16 protein-coding genes are annotated in these 19,750 nt (G+C 54.9%); 3 read left to right on the top strand and 13 right to left on the bottom strand.

Annotation, left to right across the window (positions count from 1 at the left end):
* Window positions 1-24 precede the first annotated feature (24 nt).
* The 6 genes from cysS to C5Y44_RS08455 form a co-directional block, all read right to left on the bottom strand.
* Window positions 25-1,413, bottom strand: coding sequence for a cysteine--tRNA ligase (gene cysS / locus C5Y44_RS08480; RefSeq protein WP_105324522.1), 1,389 nt, complete (start codon window positions 1,411-1,413; stop codon window positions 25-27).
* A gap of 55 nt (window positions 1,414-1,468) precedes the next feature.
* Complete coding sequence (nagB, locus tag C5Y44_RS08475) at window positions 1,469-2,233, bottom strand: glucosamine-6-phosphate deaminase (protein WP_105324521.1); 765 nt, start codon at window positions 2,231-2,233, stop codon at window positions 1,469-1,471.
* 130 nt (window positions 2,234-2,363) lie between these two features.
* Window positions 2,364-4,496, bottom strand: coding sequence for an N-acetylglucosamine-specific PTS transporter subunit IIBC (nagE, locus tag C5Y44_RS08470; RefSeq protein ID WP_105324520.1), 2,133 nt, complete (start codon window positions 4,494-4,496; stop codon window positions 2,364-2,366).
* A gap of 130 nt (window positions 4,497-4,626) precedes the next feature.
* Window positions 4,627-5,115, bottom strand: a complete 489-nt coding sequence (gene ispF, locus C5Y44_RS08465) for a 2-C-methyl-D-erythritol 2,4-cyclodiphosphate synthase (RefSeq protein WP_105324519.1) — start codon at window positions 5,113-5,115, stop codon at window positions 4,627-4,629.
* A 21-nt stretch (window positions 5,116-5,136) separates the two neighbouring features.
* Window positions 5,137-5,832 carry a 2-C-methyl-D-erythritol 4-phosphate cytidylyltransferase gene (gene ispD / locus C5Y44_RS08460; RefSeq protein ID WP_105324518.1) on the bottom strand — a complete coding sequence of 232 codons (696 nt, stop codon included), beginning with the start codon at window positions 5,830-5,832 and terminating at the stop codon, window positions 5,137-5,139.
* Window positions 5,833-5,835: 3 nt separating this feature from the next.
* The gene (locus C5Y44_RS08455; protein ID WP_066796361.1) at window positions 5,836-6,423 is read right to left on the bottom strand and encodes a CarD family transcriptional regulator; all 588 of its coding nucleotides are present in this window, start codon (window positions 6,421-6,423) and stop codon (window positions 5,836-5,838) included.
* A 489-nt stretch (window positions 6,424-6,912) separates the two neighbouring features.
* Between C5Y44_RS08455 and C5Y44_RS08450 the strand changes: the two genes are divergently transcribed.
* Together C5Y44_RS08450 and radA are read left to right on the top strand one after the other, a co-directional pair.
* Window positions 6,913-7,479 (top strand): hypothetical protein, encoded by a 567-nt coding sequence (locus tag C5Y44_RS08450; protein WP_199186020.1) that lies wholly within the window; start codon window positions 6,913-6,915, stop codon window positions 7,477-7,479.
* 335 nt (window positions 7,480-7,814) lie between these two features.
* Window positions 7,815-9,206 carry a DNA repair protein RadA gene (gene radA / locus C5Y44_RS08445; RefSeq protein WP_105324602.1) on the top strand — a complete coding sequence of 464 codons (1,392 nt, stop codon included), beginning with the start codon at window positions 7,815-7,817 and terminating at the stop codon, window positions 9,204-9,206.
* Between the two features lie 13 nt (window positions 9,207-9,219).
* On the opposite strand, the gene C5Y44_RS08440 is transcribed toward radA, so the two are convergent.
* Both C5Y44_RS08440 and C5Y44_RS08435 read right to left on the bottom strand, forming a co-directional pair.
* A complete protein-coding gene (locus C5Y44_RS08440; protein WP_369831081.1) occupies window positions 9,220-9,957 on the bottom strand; it encodes a hypothetical protein in 738 nt (245 codons plus the stop codon).
* Window positions 9,958-10,084: 127 nt separating this feature from the next.
* Window positions 10,085-10,711, bottom strand: coding sequence for a carbonic anhydrase (locus C5Y44_RS08435; RefSeq protein WP_233189918.1), 627 nt, complete (start codon window positions 10,709-10,711; stop codon window positions 10,085-10,087).
* A 41-nt stretch (window positions 10,712-10,752) separates the two neighbouring features.
* On the opposite strand from C5Y44_RS08435, the gene C5Y44_RS08430 reads away from it, so the two are divergent.
* Complete coding sequence (locus tag C5Y44_RS08430) at window positions 10,753-11,616, top strand: A/G-specific adenine glycosylase (protein ID WP_199186014.1); 864 nt, start codon at window positions 10,753-10,755, stop codon at window positions 11,614-11,616.
* A 73-nt stretch (window positions 11,617-11,689) separates the two neighbouring features.
* Here the strand turns inward: C5Y44_RS08430 and C5Y44_RS08425 are convergent, their stop codons facing one another.
* The 5 genes from C5Y44_RS08425 to C5Y44_RS08405 all read right to left on the bottom strand — a co-directional run bounded on the left by C5Y44_RS08425 (window position 11,690) and on the right by C5Y44_RS08405 (window position 19,384).
* On the bottom strand, window positions 11,690-11,860 hold the full coding sequence (locus C5Y44_RS08425) for a DUF4236 domain-containing protein (RefSeq protein WP_105324515.1): 171 nt from the start codon (window positions 11,858-11,860) through the stop codon (window positions 11,690-11,692).
* Window positions 11,861-11,996: 136 nt separating this feature from the next.
* Complete coding sequence (locus C5Y44_RS08420) at window positions 11,997-14,714, bottom strand: ATP-dependent Clp protease ATP-binding subunit (protein WP_105324514.1); 2,718 nt, start codon at window positions 14,712-14,714, stop codon at window positions 11,997-11,999.
* A 281-nt stretch (window positions 14,715-14,995) separates the two neighbouring features.
* Window positions 14,996-16,417, bottom strand: coding sequence for an MDR family MFS transporter (locus tag C5Y44_RS08415; protein WP_105324599.1), 1,422 nt, complete (start codon window positions 16,415-16,417; stop codon window positions 14,996-14,998).
* A 381-nt stretch (window positions 16,418-16,798) separates the two neighbouring features.
* Window positions 16,799-18,475 (bottom strand): phytoene desaturase family protein, encoded by a 1,677-nt coding sequence (crtI, locus tag C5Y44_RS08410; RefSeq protein ID WP_105324513.1) that lies wholly within the window; start codon window positions 18,473-18,475, stop codon window positions 16,799-16,801.
* A gap of 6 nt (window positions 18,476-18,481) precedes the next feature.
* A complete protein-coding gene (locus tag C5Y44_RS08405; protein WP_105324598.1) occupies window positions 18,482-19,384 on the bottom strand; it encodes a phytoene/squalene synthase family protein in 903 nt (300 codons plus the stop codon).
* Between the last annotated feature and the right edge of the window lie 366 nt (window positions 19,385-19,750).

The raw sequence follows: 19,750 nt of genomic DNA, 5'->3' as shown, positions 1-19,750 counted from the left end.
AGTGTGTTTCTCCTTAAAGGTGGTTTAATTCAGCGACCACTTAGCGCCATCAGCAGAATCAGTCACCGTAATTCCTGCTTCAGCGAGACGATCGCGGACTTCATCAGCAACAGCCCAGTTCTTTTCTGCACGAGCTTGAGCGCGACGTGCAAGTTCAGCCTGAACCAAAACATCTAACGCCTCCAAAGCCGCGGAATCATCAGATTCACTGGCTCCCCACTGATCACTCAATGGGTCAAAACCTAAAATCTCAGCCATGCGGCGAACGGATTCAGCAAGCTTTTGTGCAGTCTGCTCATCGGAAGCAGAAAGGGCCTTATTGCCCTCACGAACAGCAACGTGAATTTCCGCCAGTGCCTTCGGAACGGAGAAGTCATCATTCATGGCCTTCTCAAAACCTTCGGTCCACTGACCTAATTCCACGTTGTCAAAGCGTGCTAGGTACTCCTCGATGCGACGGTAGCCTGCGGCTGCCTCGGTCAACGCACCTTCGGAGTACTCCAGAACAGAGCGATAATGTGCAGAACCAAGATAATAGCGCAATTCTTGCGGACGAACTATATCGAGCAAATTATCTACTGCTAAAACATTGCCCAAAGATTTCGACATCTTCTCGCCAGCCATGGTTACCCAATGGTTGTGCATCCAGAAATTGGCGAATTCATCGCCAGCCGCGTGCGACTGCGCAATCTCATTCTCGTGGTGCGGGAACTGCAGGTCCAAGCCACCGCCGTGGATGTCAAAGCTCGAGCCTAAGTAGTAGGTCGACATCGCCGAGCACTCCAGGTGCCAGCCGGGACGACCTTCGCCCCAGGGGGTTGGCCAGGAGGGCTCGCCTGGTTTGGCGGCTTTCCACAGCGCGAAGTCTTGGGGGCTACGTTTGCCCACGACATCAGTTTCGCCTTGTTCCATTTCTTCGACGCGGTTGCCAGACAGGGAGCCGTAGTCGGAGCCTTCGGCGTTGACCCAGGCTGCGACATCGAAGTAGACGGAACCTTCGGCCTCATAGGCAAAGCCGCGGTCAATAAGGCGTTGCATGTAATCCACCATCTGGGTAACAAAGCCAGTGGCGCGTGGCTCTACCGAAGGCGGCAGCACACCAAGGGTGTTATAAGCCTTGGTAAATTCACGCTCATAGGTAGAAACCCACTCCCACCACGGGCGGTTGTGCTCGGCGGCTTTGTTTAGAATCTTGTCATCGATGTCGGTGACATTGCGGACAAAAGCGACGTCTAGGCCTTGGGCGGAAAGCCAGCGGCGCACTATATCAAAGGCCACGCCTGAGCGCAGGTGGCCGATGTGCGGCTTGGCTTGTGGGGTGGCACCACACAAGTAGATCGAAACATGGCCGGGCCTAATCGGCTCAAAATCGCGCAACGAACGGGTAGCGGTGTCATAAATTCGTAGGTTCACCAGTCCTAGTCTACCGGCGTTGTTCCGGATTACTCAGGCACTACGCGCAAAGAAGCTACTGCGGTTTATTCTGCTGGATGAACTTGTAATAATCCACGTTGTGCAATTTGCTGGCGGCCGCTTCATCGACGATAACGGTGGCATGCGGGTGAATCTGCAGCACCGAAGCAGGACAGGAAGCACTCAAAGGACCTTCGGCCAGCTGCGCTACCGCGTGGGCTTTGTGCTCCCCAGTTGCGATAAGCACCAACTGCCCGGCGCGCTGAATAGTGCCCAGTCCTTGGGTGACCACGTGAATGGGGACTTCGTCCAGGGAGTTAAAAAAGCGTGCGTTATCTGCCACGGTTTGCGGGTGCAGGGTCTTCATCCGCGTCAATGAGGACAAGGAGCTAGATGGTTCATTGAAACCAACGTGTCCGTTGGTGCCAATGCCGAGCAGCTGCACATCAATGCCGCCTGCGTCCACGATGGCTTGTTCATATTCAGCGCATGCGGCAGGAACATCGTCGGCAAGGCCGTTAGGGATATGGACATCTGCCGGGTCGATATCGACGTGATCGGAAAGTTCATCGTGGATCACGCGGTAATAGCTTTGTTCGTGCTCAATGGGCAGCCCAACGTATTCATCAAGTGCGAACATTGTGCAGCCGGCGAAGCTGACTTCTCCGGCTTCATGGCGGCGGATTAGTTCCTGATATGTCAGCAACGGGGTCGATCCGGTTGCAACTCCTAGGACGCCGCCTTCATTGGCGTAGCCCTGGAGAATATCCGCTGCCTGCACAGCAACATCATGCGGTGAATCGCAGACGATGATTTCCATTGAAGCTTCCCCTTGCTTTAATTCCTACGTGTTCAATACCGTGGCTTCGATACCTTCTTCATAATACGGGCTGCGCGCCATTGTATAGCGCACAGCCCGCCGGTAGGAGCTCTCTAGTGCTACCGCAGCACTACCGCAGCGCTACCTCTGCGGCGACAGAACCCTTCCCCTGCGCCAGGTGAACCGAAGATGTTTGAGTCTTCGTCGGCATCACTACCGCGATGGTGAGATCGACACCTTGGGCACGCAATGCCTTGGCATCTACGCGCACGATAGGCTGGCCAGTTTCTACAAATTGGCCTTGTTCCACCAATCGCGTGAATCCTTCGCCTTTGAGTTTGACCGTATCGAAGCCAATGTGGACGAGCACTTCTAGACCAGCACTGGTGGTAAGAGAGAAGGCGTGGTTGGTCTTGAACACCATGTCGAGCTTGCCTGATGCCGGCGCGCAGACATCAAAGACGGCAGCCGTGCTGGCTGGAACCAGCGCGAAGCCATCGCCGATGGACTTGGAAGCAAAGGCCTCATCGGATACACCCTCGAGAGCTATCACTTGGCCGACGGTGGGTTTGGAAAGCTCTACCGTCGTGCCGGTCAGGACTGCTGTGGCCGGCTGATCGAGTTCGGAGGCAGGGCGCTCCCCGATAAGCTCAGCATCCGCGCCGGATTGAGCCAGCAAGCGCGCGACTTCGTCATAGACAAACTGGACTTTGGTGCCCACGATGACTTGAATCGATTGCGTTGTCGGCCGCACCATGCCAGAGGCGGCGGCTTTGCGGATGAGGGATTCATCGACAAGCGAAGCGTCGTGGACGTGTGTGCGCAGCCTGGTGGAGCAATAGTCGATGGAGTCGATATTGTTCTTGCCGCCAAGTCCCTGAATGATTTGCTCGGCGGTATGGGTATTGGCGTTGTCAGCGACGCCTTTCGATGCCCCAGGACGCGCGATATCGGTAAAGGCATCGAAGCTCGCGCCGCCATCTTCCGATTCATCGTCATCGCGCCCGGGCGTATTGATGTTAAGCAGCCCAATGAGGGCGTAGAAGATACCTAGGTAGACGAAGAAGTAGATAACGCCCATGACCAGCAACATCCACCACTGGTTGGCCAGCGGGTTTTGCGAGGAGAGCAAGAAGTCCACGGCACCGGCACTAAATCCGAAGCCGGCGGTCCAGCCCATGGCGGAAGCAATCGCCAATGAGATACCGGTAAGGATGGCGTGTACCAGGTACAGCAGCGGTGCGAGGAACATGAAGGAGAATTCCAGCGGTTCGGTGACACCGGTGAAAAAGGAGGCTACGGCTGCGGCCATCATCAGCGCGCCTACTGCTTTGCGACGTTTGGTCTTTGCACGCAAGTAGATGGCCAGTGCTGCGCCGGGTAGGCCGAACATCATGATGGGAAAGAAACCCGCTTGGTATTGGCCAACCACGCCGATGACTTCACAGGTGGTGCCGTCCCATACGCCAGGGCAGCTAAGCGCGTCAGTGGCGGCAGCGGCGGCGTCGATGGTGACGGGGCCTTCTTGGAATTTGCGGATATCGTCAATGCCCATGACATCGAACCAGAACACGGAGTTCAGTGCGTGGTGTAGCCCGGTGGGAATGAGCAGGCGGTTGGCAAAGCCGTAGAGACCAGCGCCGACGGCGCCGAGTCCTTGAATCCAGGCGCCGAAGGAAAAGAGCGCGGAGTAGACCAGCGGCCAGATTATGTACATGATGCCGGCAACAACCGCGGAGAAAATAGAAGACAAAATCGGGACCAAACGCCGGCCGGAGAAGAAGGCGAAGGCATCAGGCAGCTGAGTTTGATAAAAGCGGTTGTAAATCCAGGCCGCGAGAATACCGATCATGATGCCGAATAGAACGTTGCCGTAGCCCACGGCATCCCAACCAGATTCGGCCCAGCGCAGTGCTTCATCGCCGGTAAGTTCTGTGGGTTCTATGCCACGGTAGCCCGCCACGGCTTCCGGTCCAATGAGATTAACCAGTGTGGCAAAGCCGACGAACCCGGCAAGGGCTGCGGCACCACTGTTGTCTCTGGAGAGTCCATAGGCAATGGCAATAGCGAAGATAACGCCTAAGTTATCCAATACGGCTGCGCCGGTCTTGAGCAGCAGGTCGCCATAGATTACGGCGCCTTCGCCGCCTACTGAGGTAATCCAGTAGCCAATACCCATCATCAGTGCGGCTAGCGGCATGACCGCCACCGCACCCATTAATGCTTTTCCGAGTCGCTGCAGCGGCTCCATGATTTTATCCATTGCGCCCGCGCCCCTTTCTGCTGATCTTGTCACAGAAGCGCGGGCCAGGATCCAAAGCAAGGGTAACCTCGCTCACACTTTGTGCGGTTGGTTACAACCTAACACGCATGAGCGGCTAAAGCGATGGGTTTTAGGCTTTCCAGACCACGGCCGTAGCAATCGCCGCGCGGCCCTCACCGCTGCCGGTAAAGCCCATGTGGTCAGTGGTCGTAGCAGAAATAGAGACCGGGGCTCCGAGGATATCCGACAGCACGCGCTGCGCCTCTTCCCGGCGCGGGCCCATCTTCGGGGTTTGTGCAATCATCTGCGCGGCTGCATTTCCGATGACAAATCCATTCGATTCCAGCAGCTCACGACATTCTCGCAACAGACGCTCACCAGAGACATTGTCATATTCTTTACGCCCCACGCCGACGAATGAGCCGAGGTCGCCGAGGTTGGCGGCAGACAGGAGGGCATCGACAAGCGCATGCGATACGACGTCCCCATCGGAATGTCCTTCGCAGCCTGCAACCCCTTCAAATAACAATCCAGCAATCCAGCAGTCTTTGCCTTCTTCAATCTGGTGAGCATCGAAAGCCGTGCCCACGCGCGGAATAATCGGTTGCGAGGAAGTCATGTTCTTTACTTCTTTCTGGTTTTAGGAAGTTAAAAGCGCATTGGCCAAGGTCAAATCAAGCGGAGTGGTGATTTTAAACGCCATGGAATCACCCTCGACGGTGGTAACTTGCTGGCCAAACCACTCCATCAAGCTGGCATCATCGGTAGCGACGAAACTGCGCGTCTGGCTGCTGAAGTACTTTTCATTTGCCGCACGCAAAGTTGCCAGGTCGAAAGCCTGTGGGGTTTGAACCGCGCGCAACGTCGAACGGTCTGGGGTATCTACCACCGTGGTATGCGATACGCGTTTGATGGTATCTGCCACCGGAACCACCGGGATGACTGCTTTCGCACCTGCCTGGGCGGCCTTTACTACCCGCGCAATCATCGCCGGCGGTGTCAACGCCCGCGCTGCGTCGTGGACCAGGACAATGCCCTTATCATCTGGAATCGACTGCAAGCCTGCCCATACGGAATCTGCCCGCTCATCACTGCCGTGGACAAACCGCACGCGCTCTATCAACCCAGCTTGAGTAAAGATTTCGTGCGCATAGTCTTCCATGCTTGCGGCGACGATAACCGCAACATCATCGACTACCCCCGAATCCAACATGGCACGAACTGATCGCTCCACAAGGCTGGCACCTTGCAACTGGACATAGGCCTTGGGCAATGCTGCACCTAGACGAGTGCCCTGGCCAGCAGCTGCGACCAGGGCACTAACGCGTGAAACCACTATTTAATCCTCGTCGTCATCGAAGGAGAGATCATCTAGATCTGCATCGTCATCAATCGAGGTAGTAATCGAATTATCTTCAACCAGACCAGCAGCACGGTGACGAGCGATGGTGGATTCAATCTCTTCCATCATGGTGTCAGCCTTTTTATCATCGACCGGCTGCGCCAGCGCCAACTCACCGACAAGAATCTGGCGAGCCTTCGCCAGCATGCGCTTTTCACCAGCAGACAGACCACGGTCTTGGTCACGGCGCCACAAGTCACGCACTACTTCTGCGACCTTATTGATGTCACCAGACGCCAAGCGCTCCTGGTTCGCCTTGTAACGACGGGACCAGTTGCCGGCTTCTTCAACATCAATCTCGCGCAGAACCGAGAAGACCTTTTCTAGACCTTCCTTGCCCACGACGTCACGGACGCCGACCTGCTCAACATTTTTAGAGGGAACGCGCACCACAAGGTCAGACTGATTAATCTGCAACACGAGGTACTCCAGCATTTCCCCGCCCATTTCGCGGTGCTCAATTGCCTCAATCACCGCCGCACCGTGGTGGGGATAAACAACAACCTCGCCGACCTTGAACTCCATTGCAGCTCCTTTAAAATAAAATTCCGTTGCACCTGCACACGTTGCGCACCACGCTCTGCGGCTTTAACCACCAGCAGGTTGCCGCTATCTTCTTTTACCCAACTACAAGCACGTCACGACGATGCTTGGCAGCTGCGCGAGATAACAAAATTGCGCTATAGATACACCTAGGACACACTTAGGTCGTCAATTCTACCACGCCCGCCGACCCCACGACCGGTTAGGGCGGGCGATCCTACTACCTACCACCAACTCGCAGAACACTATCTTCGCCGCGTGCTTTAGTTTCCGCTTTTACGTCCCCGGGCTGCTGCATGAGAACTGATGAAGGCTTGCCGGAGATCACCCCCGAACTACCCCACGAATGCCCCCTAAATTGCCACTGTGAGCATCTCGACAGGGCGGGAACTGGGTATTATGTGGCGAAAGGGACTAAGCTAAGTCGTTGATAACCCCCGTGATCTCAATCGATGGAGGACGCTCGACGTGATGTCCCTGAAGTCTGTTACCCGCAAGGGTGCCACCATTTCCGCCACTGCTATTGCCGCGCTGGCACTGGCATCTTGCTCTGCAGGCCAGATTACCCAAACCTCTAGCCAGGTAGCAGCAGTTGATGGCAGCGATGCTGAAAGCGCAGACGGCAACATTGCTGTCCGCGACGTTGCTATCCAGGTAGAGCCAGATACCAACGAAGCGTCGCTGAAGTTCACCGCCCTCAACCAGGCCTACACCGACGAGCAGATCACCTTAGAGTCCATCTCCGTTGACGGCCAGGATGTTTCCCTGCCAGGCCTTGAGCCAATTGGCCGCACCGATACCATCGTTGGCAACTCCCAGGACTGGCTTGATGCACAGCCACAGGCTGACAACGACCGCATCCAGTACGTTGCAACCGAGCTTGACAACGATGACTACGGTATCGGCGGCTACCGTGCAGTAACCTTCACCTTCTCCAACGGTGACATTGAGGTCAACGCAGCTATTACTGCACCACAGATGCACGCTGGCGAGAATGACCGCGACGTCTCCAGCACCGAAGGTTACAAAGCTAACTAAGCCCGCTTAGAACAAGCGCCTTCAGCGCCCTGTGTGCGTGGATTTCCCCACGCACACAGGGCGCTTTCTGCGTTTTTCACCCTAACGGAGGTAAGTAACATACAGGCTCCGTTCGGACTACACCTCCACCGTGCACCAGGTGCAGGCATCCCAGCGGCAGTTCGCCGCGCAGCAGCCCGCTACGGCTTCTAGTTCTCTCTGGCCCTCAATTCGTCCTACTTCTAAAACCGGCGCCACGAAACATCCTTTGTTTCGGGCGTCGGTTTTTCTTGCACCACAACTGCTAGCTTCCTGGTGAGATGCAGTGTCTGGCTGGTCTACTAGAGTATGAAGACATGGCTAAAAAGCAACGTCCCATCCACACCTGTTCTGAATGTGGATATGTCTCCCCCAAATGGCTGGGGCGCTGCCCCGAATGTGGGTCTTGGGGCACCCTGCAAGAATCGATGCCTGCGACAGCCAGCGCGAATGTCGCCGCTGCTGCAATTACGGGGCAAGTTTCAAAAGGTTTAACGCCTTCGTCCCCGGCGCAGCCTATTTCTAAAGTAGCCAGCACCACCACCAAGGCATTAAAGACTGGCATCGGGGAGCTAGATCGTGTTTTAGGCGATGGCATTATTCCCGGCTCAGTTGTCCTGATGGCCGGCGAACCTGGCGTGGGTAAATCCACTCTATTGCTTGAGGTGGCAGCACGCTGGACCCAAGCCGATAAGGACCCACGCACCGCCCTTTATGTCACCGCAGAGGAGTCTGTAGGCCAAGTCCGCACCCGCGCTGAACGCACGAATGCTTTGCATGACACTTTGTATCTAGCAGCCGAGTCTAACCTCGACGTTGTTTTCGGGCATGTAGAACAGCTAAAGCCTTCGCTAATTATCGTGGACTCCGTCCAAACCATGCACGCCTCCGGAGTTGAAGGTGTTGCCGGCGGTGTGGCTCAATCACGCGCTGTCACCGCAGCGTTGACCACCTTGGCTAAGACTACGAATATTCCTATCTTGCTGGTCGGGCACGTCACCAAAGACGGCAATGTCGCGGGTCCCCGCGTGCTCGAGCACTTAGTCGATGTGGTCTTAAACTTTGAAGGCGATAGGCAATCCAGTCTGCGAATGCTGCGCGGGATAAAGAACCGCTTTGGCGCTACCGATGAAGTGGGCTGTTTTGAACAGACCGCCGGTGGTATCCGCGAGGTACCGGATCCGTCGGGACTTTTTCTCTCCCACCGCGGCACTACCCCGGATGGTTCTGCTGTTACCGTCGCGATGGACGGTGTGCGCCCTATGCTCGCCGAGGTGCAGTCTTTGACGGTCGACCCAGTAGGCAAGAACCCGCGGCGCGTAGTCACTGGTTTGGATAATAACCGCGTTCCTATGGTGCTAGCCGTTTTGCAGGCGCGCGCTAATGAGCGCACCAATGACAAAGATGCATACGTGGCAACCGTTGGCGGAATGAAAATTACAGAAACCGCCACTGATTTAGCGGTTGCTTTAGCGACGTGGTCTTCGCTGCACGAACGGCCACTGCCCTCCAAGACCGTGGTTATTGGTGAGGTAGGCCTCGCTGGTGAATTACGCCGCGTTCCAAACATTGACCGTCGTTTAAGCGAGGCAGCTCGTTTGGGATATACCCAGGCGATTGTTCCGGCTGGTGCAAAATCTGAAGTCCAGGGTATGAATATCGCCTATGCTTCAACGCTTGGGCAGGCGATAGCTATCATCAACGGCTAGAGCAGCCGAGAGGCTAAGCCAGGTTGAAGGTATAAGGCTCCGAAGCATTATCACCGATGACGGTGTGCAGGAAGTATGCGCCAGGATCTACAGCTGGGCGCTCGCTACATTCACCGTCGCGGTCGGAAGCAAGGCGTGACCAGACGGCATCGAAGCTGCGCTCTTCACCAGCTGGGAAGTTGTACTCGCCGCGCTGCACGGAGTCATAGCAATCGGTATCCGCCCACATCCGGCGGTTGTCAGAAATGCGGTAGACCTCGAAGCGCAGGCTTTCCTCGTCTAGGTTGATTTCGCAATCAGCGCCCGTGGGGTTGATGACGGTCATGCCAAAGTTGGGCTGGACCCCATTGGGATAAGTGGTGGCATCTGAAGAAGCGCGAATGATGAGGTCTGAGAGTTCACAGGTGTCTTTATCAGCCAACGCCGGGTCAACACTGGCGCTTGGCTCCGAGGACTTCTCCGCGTCGCGTTCGTCATCGGCCTTAGAGCTTTCGCTAGTCGACGGTGCTTCCGATTCAGATTCCATCTCTTGGGAGGATTCGGAGCTAGCGCCTTCGTCTTCCGGTTTCGCCGGTGCAGATGCAGGGGTGGATTCGGGAGCGGCTTGTTCATCGTCGCTGTTTCCGCCGAAGGCACTAAAAGCAATCAGCAGACCAACTACCACGACCAGGATCACAACAAACGCCGCGATGCGACGTCGCATGTAAATCTCGCGCGGCAGCTTATTGGAGGGCTGGTTAGGGTTAGACACACCCTCATATTATGCGGTTTTGCCACATACAGACACCATGCGGGTGGGCGTGTCATAAAAGCTCCCTTCCCACAGACACAAGGTGTCGCAGAAGAAAGGGAGCACTAAAATTGCGTGCAGGTTGTGGTTAAACCACACCGTGCAGGACGACTGGTTCAATACGGCTTTCATCAAGCAGGTAACGCGTGCCCACTACGCCTAGTTCGCCTTGAATAATGCGCTGGTTCAAATCAGGCATGCGCGCAAGAATCTGACGCACGGTGTCCATGACGTTCTGACGCTCATAATCCGCGTGGTCGCGCTTGCCTTCTTTTTGTGCGCGCAGGGTGGACATCGCAACCTTTTCAATGATGCTGCGCTGGAAGCCAGATGGAATCTGCATATCGCCATCTACGAATTGCGCAGTCGCACCGATGGCGCCACAAGACTGGTGGCCCATGACGACAATCAAGTTGCAGCCAAGGTTTTCCAGAGCGTAGTCCAAAGAGCCTAAGACCGTGTTGTCCACGATGTGGCCAGCGGTACGAATAACAAAGGCATCGCCCAAGCCCATGTCGAAGACCAGCTCCACTGGCACGCGGGAATCTGAGCAAGACAGCACGACGACTTTGGGGTCTTGGCCAGTGACCAAGGAAACTCGTCGGGTCTGGTCAATATTGGGGTGTTCGGCGCGTTCTTCTACAAAGCGCTGGTTGCCCTCTTTCAAAGAGTTCCAAACGTTCTGCGGGGTCATGTTAGTTGTATGTTCCGTCACAAAGAACAACTTTACTCCTACCTAGTACAATATCCATGATCATGATTGATACTGCTGCGCTACTTACCTGGTTTGACCTCCACGAACGTCCTCTCCCGTGGCGGAAGAAAAACACCTCAGCCTGGGGGATTTTGATCAGTGAGGTCATGAGCCAACAAACACCTGTGTCGCGGGTAGCGCCACAGTGGCAAGAATGGATTGAACGTTGGCCGACTCCCGCTGATTTCGCGTACGCCAGCAAAGCCGAGGTTCTTCGCGCGTGGGGCAAGCTGGGTTACCCGCGCCGTGCGTTGCGCTTGCATGAGTGTGCACAGGCAATCGTCGACAAGCACGGCGGCGAGGTACCTGATAATGTCGATGAGCTCCTTGCGCTGCCGGGTATCGGCGCCTATACCGCGCGTGCGGTGGCGTGCTTTCATTTTGGCCAGGACGTCCCCGTCGTCGATACCAATGTGCGCCGCGTGTATGGCCGCGCGGTAACTGGGCAATTTTTGCAGCCCCAGCCATCGACCAGAGAACTTGCCCAAGTCGCCGAAATCACCACGGGTCCGCGGTGTTCGGCGGCATTGATGGAATTAGGAGCATTGGTGTGCACGGCAAAAAGCCCAAAGTGCGCCGAGTGCCCGATTTCGCACAGTTGTCAGTGGCAGCAGCTCGGGTGCCCACAGCCGAGTGAAGAAGAACTAGCTAAGGCGAAAAAGCGCGTCCAGAAATTCACCGGCACTGACCGCCAGGTCCGCGGGCTGCTCATGGACGTGCTGCGCGCCGCCGATGAGCCAGTGGAGAAGTCTCAGCTGGATGTGGTGTGGCCAGATGCTGCGCAACGTTCCCGCGCGCTATTTTCGCTTGTCGATGACGGCCTCGCCGTCCAAACCCCCACCGGCACCTTCCACCTCCCGCGTTAAAAGTATTCCAACTTTTAACGGTCGAAGCTGATGATGTGGAAATAAATCTTCTGCTGGCTTTGCCACGGAGGATTTATTTCCACCGGCCGCGGTAGTTAAGCCCACCGGGGAGGTTGACCCAAAAACCACCGCGGGAGTTGAGCGTTACCGGCCCAATTCTGGTTGAGGTTGAAGCTCCTGAACCAGAGAGGTTGAGCCAGGAGTTCTTGCCAATCTTTTTACGCTTGCGAAAAGTTAGTCCCATATAGAAAACTCTAGCGCAGTAAAAGCACTTCAGCCACGAAAAAGTCGCCGTCCCAGGTTATTTCCTGGAAACGGCGACTTTTACTCAATCGGAGCTCTAGTCATTAATTACCGACTAGTTGCTAACTAGTCACTGACTACTGACCGGAAGGAGCACCTGCACCTGCTGGTGGTGGGTTGTTGCCATCATCATTCGATGAGGAAACTGGCTCCTCTGGCAAGGTGTCCGGAACGATGGTGTCAGCGCTTTCAGCATCTGCACCGTCATTGTCGCGCACCTCGGTGTCCTCCAAAGGCTCGTCGAAGGTGCCTTCTGGCAGTGGCTTCGGACGTGGGCTGAAGGTGAAGGTTGCCTTGGTGTTGTCCTTGGACTCGCCATCCCAGCCTTCGACATCGACGGAAATGATTTCGCCGGCGCCAATTTCGCCGTAGAGGATCTTCTCCGAGAGCTGGTCTTCAATCTCACGCTGAATGGTACGACGCAGAGGGCGTGCACCCAGTACTGGATCGAAGCCGCGCTTTGCCAACAGGTCCTTGGCCTTCTGGGTCAGCTCGATGCCCATGTCGCGCTCCGCCAGCTGAACCTCAACACGGCCGATGAGCAGCTCAACCATCTGGACAATCTCATCACGAGTGAGCTGGTGGAATACCACAATCTCATCGATACGGTTTAAGAACTCTGGACGGAAGTGCTTCTTCAGCTCATCGTTGACCTTGTTCTTCATGCGGTCATACTGCGCATCGGAATCGGTCTCGTTCGAAGAGGTAAAGCCCAAGCCCACAGCCTTGGAGATGTCCTGGGTACCCAGGTTCGAGGTGAAAATCAGAACGGTGTTCTTAAAGTCCACGACGCGACCCTGACCATCAGTCAGACGACCATCTTCCAGAACCTGCAGCAAGGTGTTGTAAATCTCCTTGTGTGCCTTCTCGATCTCGTCGAAAAGCACCACGGAGAACGGCTTGCGGCGAACCTTTTCGGTCAGCTGGCCACCTTCTTCGTAGCCAACGTATCCCGGAGGGGCACCGAAGAGACGAGACGCGGTGAAGCGGTCGTGGAACTCACCCATGTCGATCTGGATGAGGTCATCATCAGAGCCGAAGAGGAAGTTAGCCAAAGCCTTGGACAGCTCCGTCTTACCAACACCGGATGGACCGGCAAAGATAAACGAACCGGAAGGACGACGTGGATCCTTCAGACCTGCACGGGTACGACGAATGGCGCGCGAGACAGCCTTGACTGCCTCGTTTTGGCCAATGATGCGCTTGTGCAGCTCATCTTCCATGTTGAGCAGACGGGAAGATTCCTTCTCGGTCAGCTTCAGAACTGGGATACCAGTCCAGTGCGCAAGAACTTCTGCGATGTGGTCTTCGGTGATCTCTGCAATTTCTTCCAGGTCACCAGAACGCCACTGCTTTTCCTTGGTGGAACGCTCTTCGTGGAGCTTGCGCTCAGTATCGCGCAGGCCAGCTGCTTTCTCGAAGTCTTGCGCATCAATCGCAGCTTCTTTTTCCTTACGGACTTCTGCAATGCGGTCATCGACGTCGCGGATGCTCTTTGGAGCAGTCATGCGCTTGATGCGCATGCGCGCTCCGGCCTCATCCAGCAAGTCGACTGCCTTATCTGGCAAGAAGCGGTCGTTGATGTAGCGATCGGACAGCGATGCCGCTGCCTTCAAAGCCTCATCGGTGTAGGAAACACGGTGGTGTGCCTCGTACTTGTCGCGCAGGCCGCGCAGGATGGTAACGGTGTCTTCCATGGAAGGCTCGTCTACCTGTACCGGCTGGAAACGACGCTCCAGCGCCGCATCCTTTTCAATGTGCTTGCGGTACTCATCCAAGGTGGTTGCACCAATGGTCTGCAGCTCACCACGAGCCAGCTTTGGCTTCAGCAAGGAAGCTGCGTCGATGGCACCTTCGGCTGCACCTGCACCAACAAGAGTGTGAATCTCATCGATGAACAAGATGATGTCGCCGCGCTGGTTAATCTCCTTGAGAACCTTCTTCAGGCGCTCTTCGAAGTCACCACGGTAACGGGAGCCTGCTACCAAAGAACCCAGGTCAAGCGAGTAAACTTGCTTGTCCTTCAAGGTCTCTGGAACCTTGCCGTTAACGATATCGAGAGCAAGACCTTCTACAACAGCGGTCTTACCAACGCCGGGCTCACCGATAAGAACAGGGTTGTTCTTGGTACGGCGAGACAGCACCTGCATGATGCGCTCAATCTCAGACTCGCGTCCAACGACTGGGTCCAGCTTGCCGTCCTTGGCAGCCTGGGTGAGGTTGCGGCCGAATTGATCTAATACCAGCGAGTTAGAACGCTCGCCTTGGTTACCTGGGCCCTGGCGGCCCGGGTTCTGGGCACCAGTGCCAGCGCCAACTGGGCCAGAGCTTGCTTCTGGCTTATCGCCCTGGTTGCCTTCGTAACCAGACAGCAGCTGAATAACCTGCTGACGCACGCGAGGCAGGTCAGCGCCCAGCTTGGTCAGGACCTGGGCTGCAACGCCCTCGCCTTCGCGGATAAGACCGAGCAGCAAGAACTCAGTACCGATGTACTTGTGTCCCATCTGCAGGCCTTCACGCAAGGAAAGCTCAAGAACCTTCTTTGCACGTGGAGTAAACGGAATGTGGCCGTTGTGCGGCTGGGTTCCGTGTCCAATAATTGCTTCTACCTCACCACGGACGTCCTCGAGAGAGATTCCCATGGACTCCAGTGCCTTGGCAGCAACACCCTCACCTTCTTGGATGAGGCCGAGCAAGATGTGCTCGGTACCAATGTAATTGTGGTTGAGCATCCGCGCTTCTTCTTGCGCCAAAACTATGACGCGACGAGCACGGTCCGTAAACCTCTCGAACATGACTCTTACCCCTTGGATGTGGATTATTTTTATTGCTAAGTTGTCACCCACTCTAACGCGAGTTTGCCCCGACTATTTCCCCTCCGCTCAACAACAAAGCTGTTTTCAATCATTTCAGCAGGTCATAAGGGTGTACGCCGGTAGCGAACAGGTTGGAAAACTGCCATAATTGATGAATTTTTGTGGCGGGAATTGGGCATGAAAAAGCCGGCATCGATAAGCAATGCTTTCGGCTTGTGCGAAGCTGGGGCTTACCGATACCGGCGGGGAAAGTGAAGGTTCTACGCAGCCGGTACTTCTACGTGTTCCGGTTCATTGTTGACGCGCTTTACAAATGGCACCAAGCACACGACGATCACCATGCACGCTGCGGCGAAGGTAAACGCCATGGTGGAGCCTTGCGCGGTTGCGGCGGCCTCTGACAGACCTGCTTCGGTGCCTGCGATGGTGCCGCGAGTCAAGAAGACGACGAGGATCGCGGTACCGGTTGCACCGGCAAGCTGCTGCAAGGTGTTCATGCCAGCAGAGCCGTGGCTGTAAAGATTATCTGGCAAAGAGCTCAATGCCGTGGTCATCATCGGGGTCATCATCATGGCCATGCCGACGGAGAAGGACACGTGCATGCAGATAACCATCCACACTGCGGAATGCTCATTGAGCAAGATCATGGAACCAACGCCCGCGAGCATCAAGATGGCACCTGGAATGGCCAGCGGGAAAGGACCATAAGAGTCAAAGAGACGGCCTACAAATGGCGACATAATCGCCTGTAGGACACCACCTGGCATGACCACGAGACCAGTCACCAGCGCGGTAACGCCCAAAGAAGTCTGCAGGTAGATAGGCAAGACGGTGGCAAAGCCCAACATCGCGCCGAAGGAAACCAAGATGACAGAAACGGCGAGGGTGAAGTTACGGATAGCAAAAGGACGCAGGTCCAAGAAGGCTTTATCTTTCTTACCCAACTGGAGCTGACGCAGAACGAAAAGCACGAGGGATACAACGCCGATAGCCAGAATGATAAGAGCAACTGTGCCTTCACCAGCCAGCATCGATTCAATCGACGACAATGCGTAGATCAGCCCACCGAAAGCGAAAGCAGATAGGAAGAAGGACAGTACATCCAGCGGTACGTTGCGGTTCTCGCCGACGTTGCGCAATTTCCACCAGCCGCCAAGCAGCACCAGCGCAATCAATGGCACCATGAGCCAAAATACCCAGTGCCAAGTCATGGAGTTAACAATCGCGCCACCAACTGTGGGCCCGAGTGCTGGTGCCACGGAAATAACAATGGCGATAATGCCCATCACGGAACCACGGCGCTGACGGGGAACCAAAGTCATGGTCACCGTCATAAGCAGTGGAATAACCAATGCGGTACCGGCTGCTTGCACAACGCGGCCAGCAAGCAGGAAGATAAAGGCTGGTGCTAGCGCTGCCACCATGGTGCCAACGATAAAGAGCAGACAGGCGGTAATAAACACCTGGCGGGTGGTAAAACGCTCAATGACGAAACCAGTCGTAGGGATAACCACAGCCATGGTCAGCATGAAGCCGGTCAGTAGCCACTGCACAATAGTTGCTGGCACCTGATATTCCGCCATAATCGCGGGTAGTGCGACCGAGAGGGAGGTTTCATTCAAGATCATGATGGTCGCTGCTGCAACCAAGACAGCCAAAGTGATCTTTACGTCCGCGGACATTTTTTCTGGGGCAGCTGCAGTAGGAGCTGCAGGGAAATTATTCTGTGCCACGCAAATTTTCTTTCTCAACTAAACATGTATTTATTTAAAGACACTTCACCCACGGGTGAAGGTTCGACCACTTAAATAAGGGGAAATAGACACCACCACCCAAAAATGTAGGAAGCGGGCCTTAAAGCAAAAAGTGCCCATGCGGGATTTCAATCCAAAGTTCTGTTCATGAAAAATAAGAACTTCAACCGCTTTAGAGCTAACAAGACCTTAGTGATTTTTCTTCCATTTCGGTACCCGCAGCGAAAAGTTGTAACTGAAAACACGGAAGTAACCCGAGTGTGTGGTGCACGTTCAGCAGCCCACCGAAGCCACTACCGTGATTCAGGCTTAATAAAATCTCGACGCAGTAGGCAAGGGCCCCGTCGTGTGGTCTTCGCGTAGCCGCTTGATGATATTTTCTGCAGAGATTAAACACAGCGGCACGCCCACACCCGGAACGGTGGTTGCCCCAGCGTAATACAGGTTATCGACCTTGGAGGAGATATTCTTGCCGCGGAAAAACGCTGACTGCGTCAAAGTATGCGCAGGACCAATCGCCCCACCATCCCAAGCGTTAAAGCGCTGCGCGAAATCTTGTGGCCCAACGGTTTTGGAAATCACGATTCGCGAAGCTAAATCTTCAATTCCTGCCCAGCGTGCGATGACGTCGATCGCTTGCTTTGCGATGTCCCGCACTCGCGGATCTTCTTCACGTACTTCCATGCTGTCGCTGGCGCCGGAATCCTCGGCGGCTTCTAGAAAAGCATTACCGTGGCCCAGATCTGGCTCTGCAGCGGTGGGAATGAGCACGAAGAGATTTTCATAGCCTTCAGGAGCCACGTTGTCATCGGTTGCGGAGGTCTTCGAGACATACATCGACCGCGACCACTTTGAGTCGAGTGCGGAATCATCTTTACCAAAGACAGCGTCAAAGTCTGTGTCCCAGTCCTTGCTTAAAAGCAAAGAATGATGGGCTAGCTCCGGGAGCTTTCCTTTCACCCCGGCATAGATAAGGACCGTTCCCAAACCAGGGTCACGGCTGTCCCAGTACTTTTCGGGATAAGTACGCAAGTGTGGCGGCAAAAGCTTAGTTTCCGTGTGTTTCAAATCTGCTGCGGAGACCACGATATCTGCCGGAATCAGCCTGGTAGTCTCCCCCTCCCGTACGCGCACTCCCCTCACCCGTGGGTTTACACGGGTCTTGGACGAAAGCTTATGTTGGCCGCGTTGTACTTTCCCGAAGGTGACTATCTCTGTGGCTTCCGTGCCCAATTCAAAATGCACACCGTTGTCGCGCGCGAGGTTGATCAAAGACTCAACGACCGCAGTAAAGCCTCCACGCGGGTACTTCGGTCCCTGGATAAGGTCCGTGTGACTCATCAGGGAATACAGCGCTGGCGCTTGCTTCGGCTGCGTGGATAAGAAAACCGCCGGATAGCTTAAGACCTGCTGCAAGCGAATATCGCGGGCAACGGTTTTGGCATAAGCATCAAGACTGCGCGTGAGCAAGATGGCCAACAAGCGCGCATGCACAATCATTTCGCTCGTCATGAGGTTGAGCGGTCGCGTGAAATTATTATAGAGAAATTTATGAATTGCGACTTCATACACCAATGTCGCATTTTCCAGATACTGTGCCAGACGCTTCCCTGCACCTGGCTCAATCTTTTCGAAGGTATCGATGACCGTTTCGGGACTGATATCTAGTAGTTCTGGGGAGTGCGGGTCAGCAGGCTCCGAAATTACTCGGTAGGCAGGCCTGAGATCGATTAACTCCAATTGCTCTTGGGTACTTGTGCCGCACAGCGCATAGAAGTGATCGAAAGCTTCGGGCATCAGATACCAGCTGGGGCCGGCATCCCAGCGAAAGCCTGGGGCATCGGTAGTCGTAAACTCCCCGGCGCGCCCACCTGGCTTATCAAGGCGATCGATAACCGTAACTTGGTATCCCTCACGACTTAATAAGGTAGCCGTGGCAAGGCCTGCAACGCCGGCCCCAATGACAACCGCTGATTGCTTTTCCATAAGTTCCTAGTTGTTCTTTCTAGACCATGCGATGCGAGGAACGCGGCTTAAAACCAGTGCCTTACGTGCAGGTGACAAACTAACGCGAGTCTTAAGCAGCTCTGCAGCGTTTATCCGGTCAATGTCTTTTGTCAGCTCGCTAAAAATCTCTAGGGCGGCTATTACTCCCAGCCGGGCATCGAGAGGCAAGTAGAAAATGCTGCGGCGTGCGGTATCTAAATCAGTGCGGATATCAGCTACAAGTTCTGCTTTAATCGCATCATCTAAGTCATTGTCTTTGAGCTGCGGAAAGTACTGCCGACCAAGGAATTCAGTGTCATTGGCGATATCGCGCAAGAAGTTAATCTTTTGAAATGCCGCTCCCAGTTTGCGCGCCCCATGTTCCATCGACAAGCGTGCATCAGCACTTGGCTTGCGCCCAACTAAAAAGACTTGCAGGCACAATAGGCCAATAACTTCGGCGGAGCCATAGATATAGGCATCAAATTCTTGTTGTTTATTGCAGGTCTGTTTTTCTAGGTCTCTGCGCATCGAGGCAAAAAACGCAACGAGGTGCTCATCGGTAAATCCACAGCGGCGCGCTGAGATGGCATAAGCATGCAGCACCGGATCGCTATGTAGGCGTTGCTGTGGAGCTGCAAGGACCTTGCGCTCATATTCATCTAGGAGCTCTTTGCACTGCTCGGTGCTAAGGCCTGCGCCATATCCGGCACCGTCCACAATCTCATCGGCGATGCGCACTACTGCGTACAAACTGCGGATATCGGTTTTCACATGACCGCGCAGCAAATTAGAAGCTAGGAAAAAGCTGCTGGAGTAGCGACGAATAATCTCATGCGCTGCATGCTGTGCGGAGCGGTCATAGTGGTGCAACAACTTAGCAGGCTGTTCCTGCCAGGCACCCGACATGCTTTCCATACCTCCGTGAGGAGCACTCAACGCAATGTTTTTCACGCGTCGTGCTCCGTTCAATCGCTAACTCATATTCGCTAATTTTTCCATCATTAGCACTCAATGACTATAAGCCGGAGGGTGAAAATCTTAAGCATTGGGTCAAATCCCGAAGCGGAAAGCGCCCTTTTTCGCCCCTCGAACATGAGCCGAAAATAAACCTCTCTAACCACATGAACAACACGCAAACACACAGGTCACAGTAGTGTACCCCTTGATTACCCCTGTTGCTCGCACCTGTTTTTATTCGGTTCTAAGGTTCCTTTATAGACCTTGATAACGATTAAATAACGAACCCCTTGCGCTACCGCACTTTATCTTCGC

The organism is Corynebacterium sp. J010B-136 (assembly GCF_002967075.1).
Lineage (GTDB): Bacteria > Actinomycetota > Actinomycetes > Mycobacteriales > Mycobacteriaceae > Corynebacterium.
The sequence above is the reverse complement of the archived record's forward strand: the minus strand, read 5'-3'. Positions and strand labels throughout refer to the sequence as shown.

Coding starts and splice junctions, on each gene's coding strand:
- nagB (WP_105324521.1), bottom strand. CDS start 2,233: ATGGAAATCATCGTCTGCGATTCACCGCATGATGTTGCTGTGCAGGCA.
- nagE (WP_105324520.1), bottom strand. CDS start 4,496: ATGGATAAAATCATGGAGCCGCTGCAGCGACTCGGAAAAGCATTAATG.
- C5Y44_RS08405 (WP_105324598.1), bottom strand. CDS start 19,384: ATGTCGGGTGCCTGGCAGGAACAGCCTGCTAAGTTGTTGCACCACTAT.
- C5Y44_RS08430 (WP_199186014.1), top strand. CDS start 10,753: ATGATTGATACTGCTGCGCTACTTACCTGGTTTGACCTCCACGAACGT.
- radA (WP_105324602.1), top strand. CDS start 7,815: ATGGCTAAAAAGCAACGTCCCATCCACACCTGTTCTGAATGTGGATAT.
- C5Y44_RS08420 (WP_105324514.1), bottom strand. CDS start 14,714: ATGTTCGAGAGGTTTACGGACCGTGCTCGTCGCGTCATAGTTTTGGCG.
- C5Y44_RS08450 (WP_199186020.1), top strand. CDS start 6,913: ATGTCCCTGAAGTCTGTTACCCGCAAGGGTGCCACCATTTCCGCCACT.
- crtI (WP_105324513.1), bottom strand. CDS start 18,475: ATGGAAAAGCAATCAGCGGTTGTCATTGGGGCCGGCGTTGCAGGCCTT.
- C5Y44_RS08415 (WP_105324599.1), bottom strand. CDS start 16,417: ATGTCCGCGGACGTAAAGATCACTTTGGCTGTCTTGGTTGCAGCAGCG.
- ispF (WP_105324519.1), bottom strand. CDS start 5,115: ATGACTTCCTCGCAACCGATTATTCCGCGCGTGGGCACGGCTTTCGAT.
- C5Y44_RS08455 (WP_066796361.1), bottom strand. CDS start 6,423: ATGGAGTTCAAGGTCGGCGAGGTTGTTGTTTATCCCCACCACGGTGCG.
- C5Y44_RS08425 (WP_105324515.1), bottom strand. CDS start 11,860: ATGGGACTAACTTTTCGCAAGCGTAAAAAGATTGGCAAGAACTCCTGG.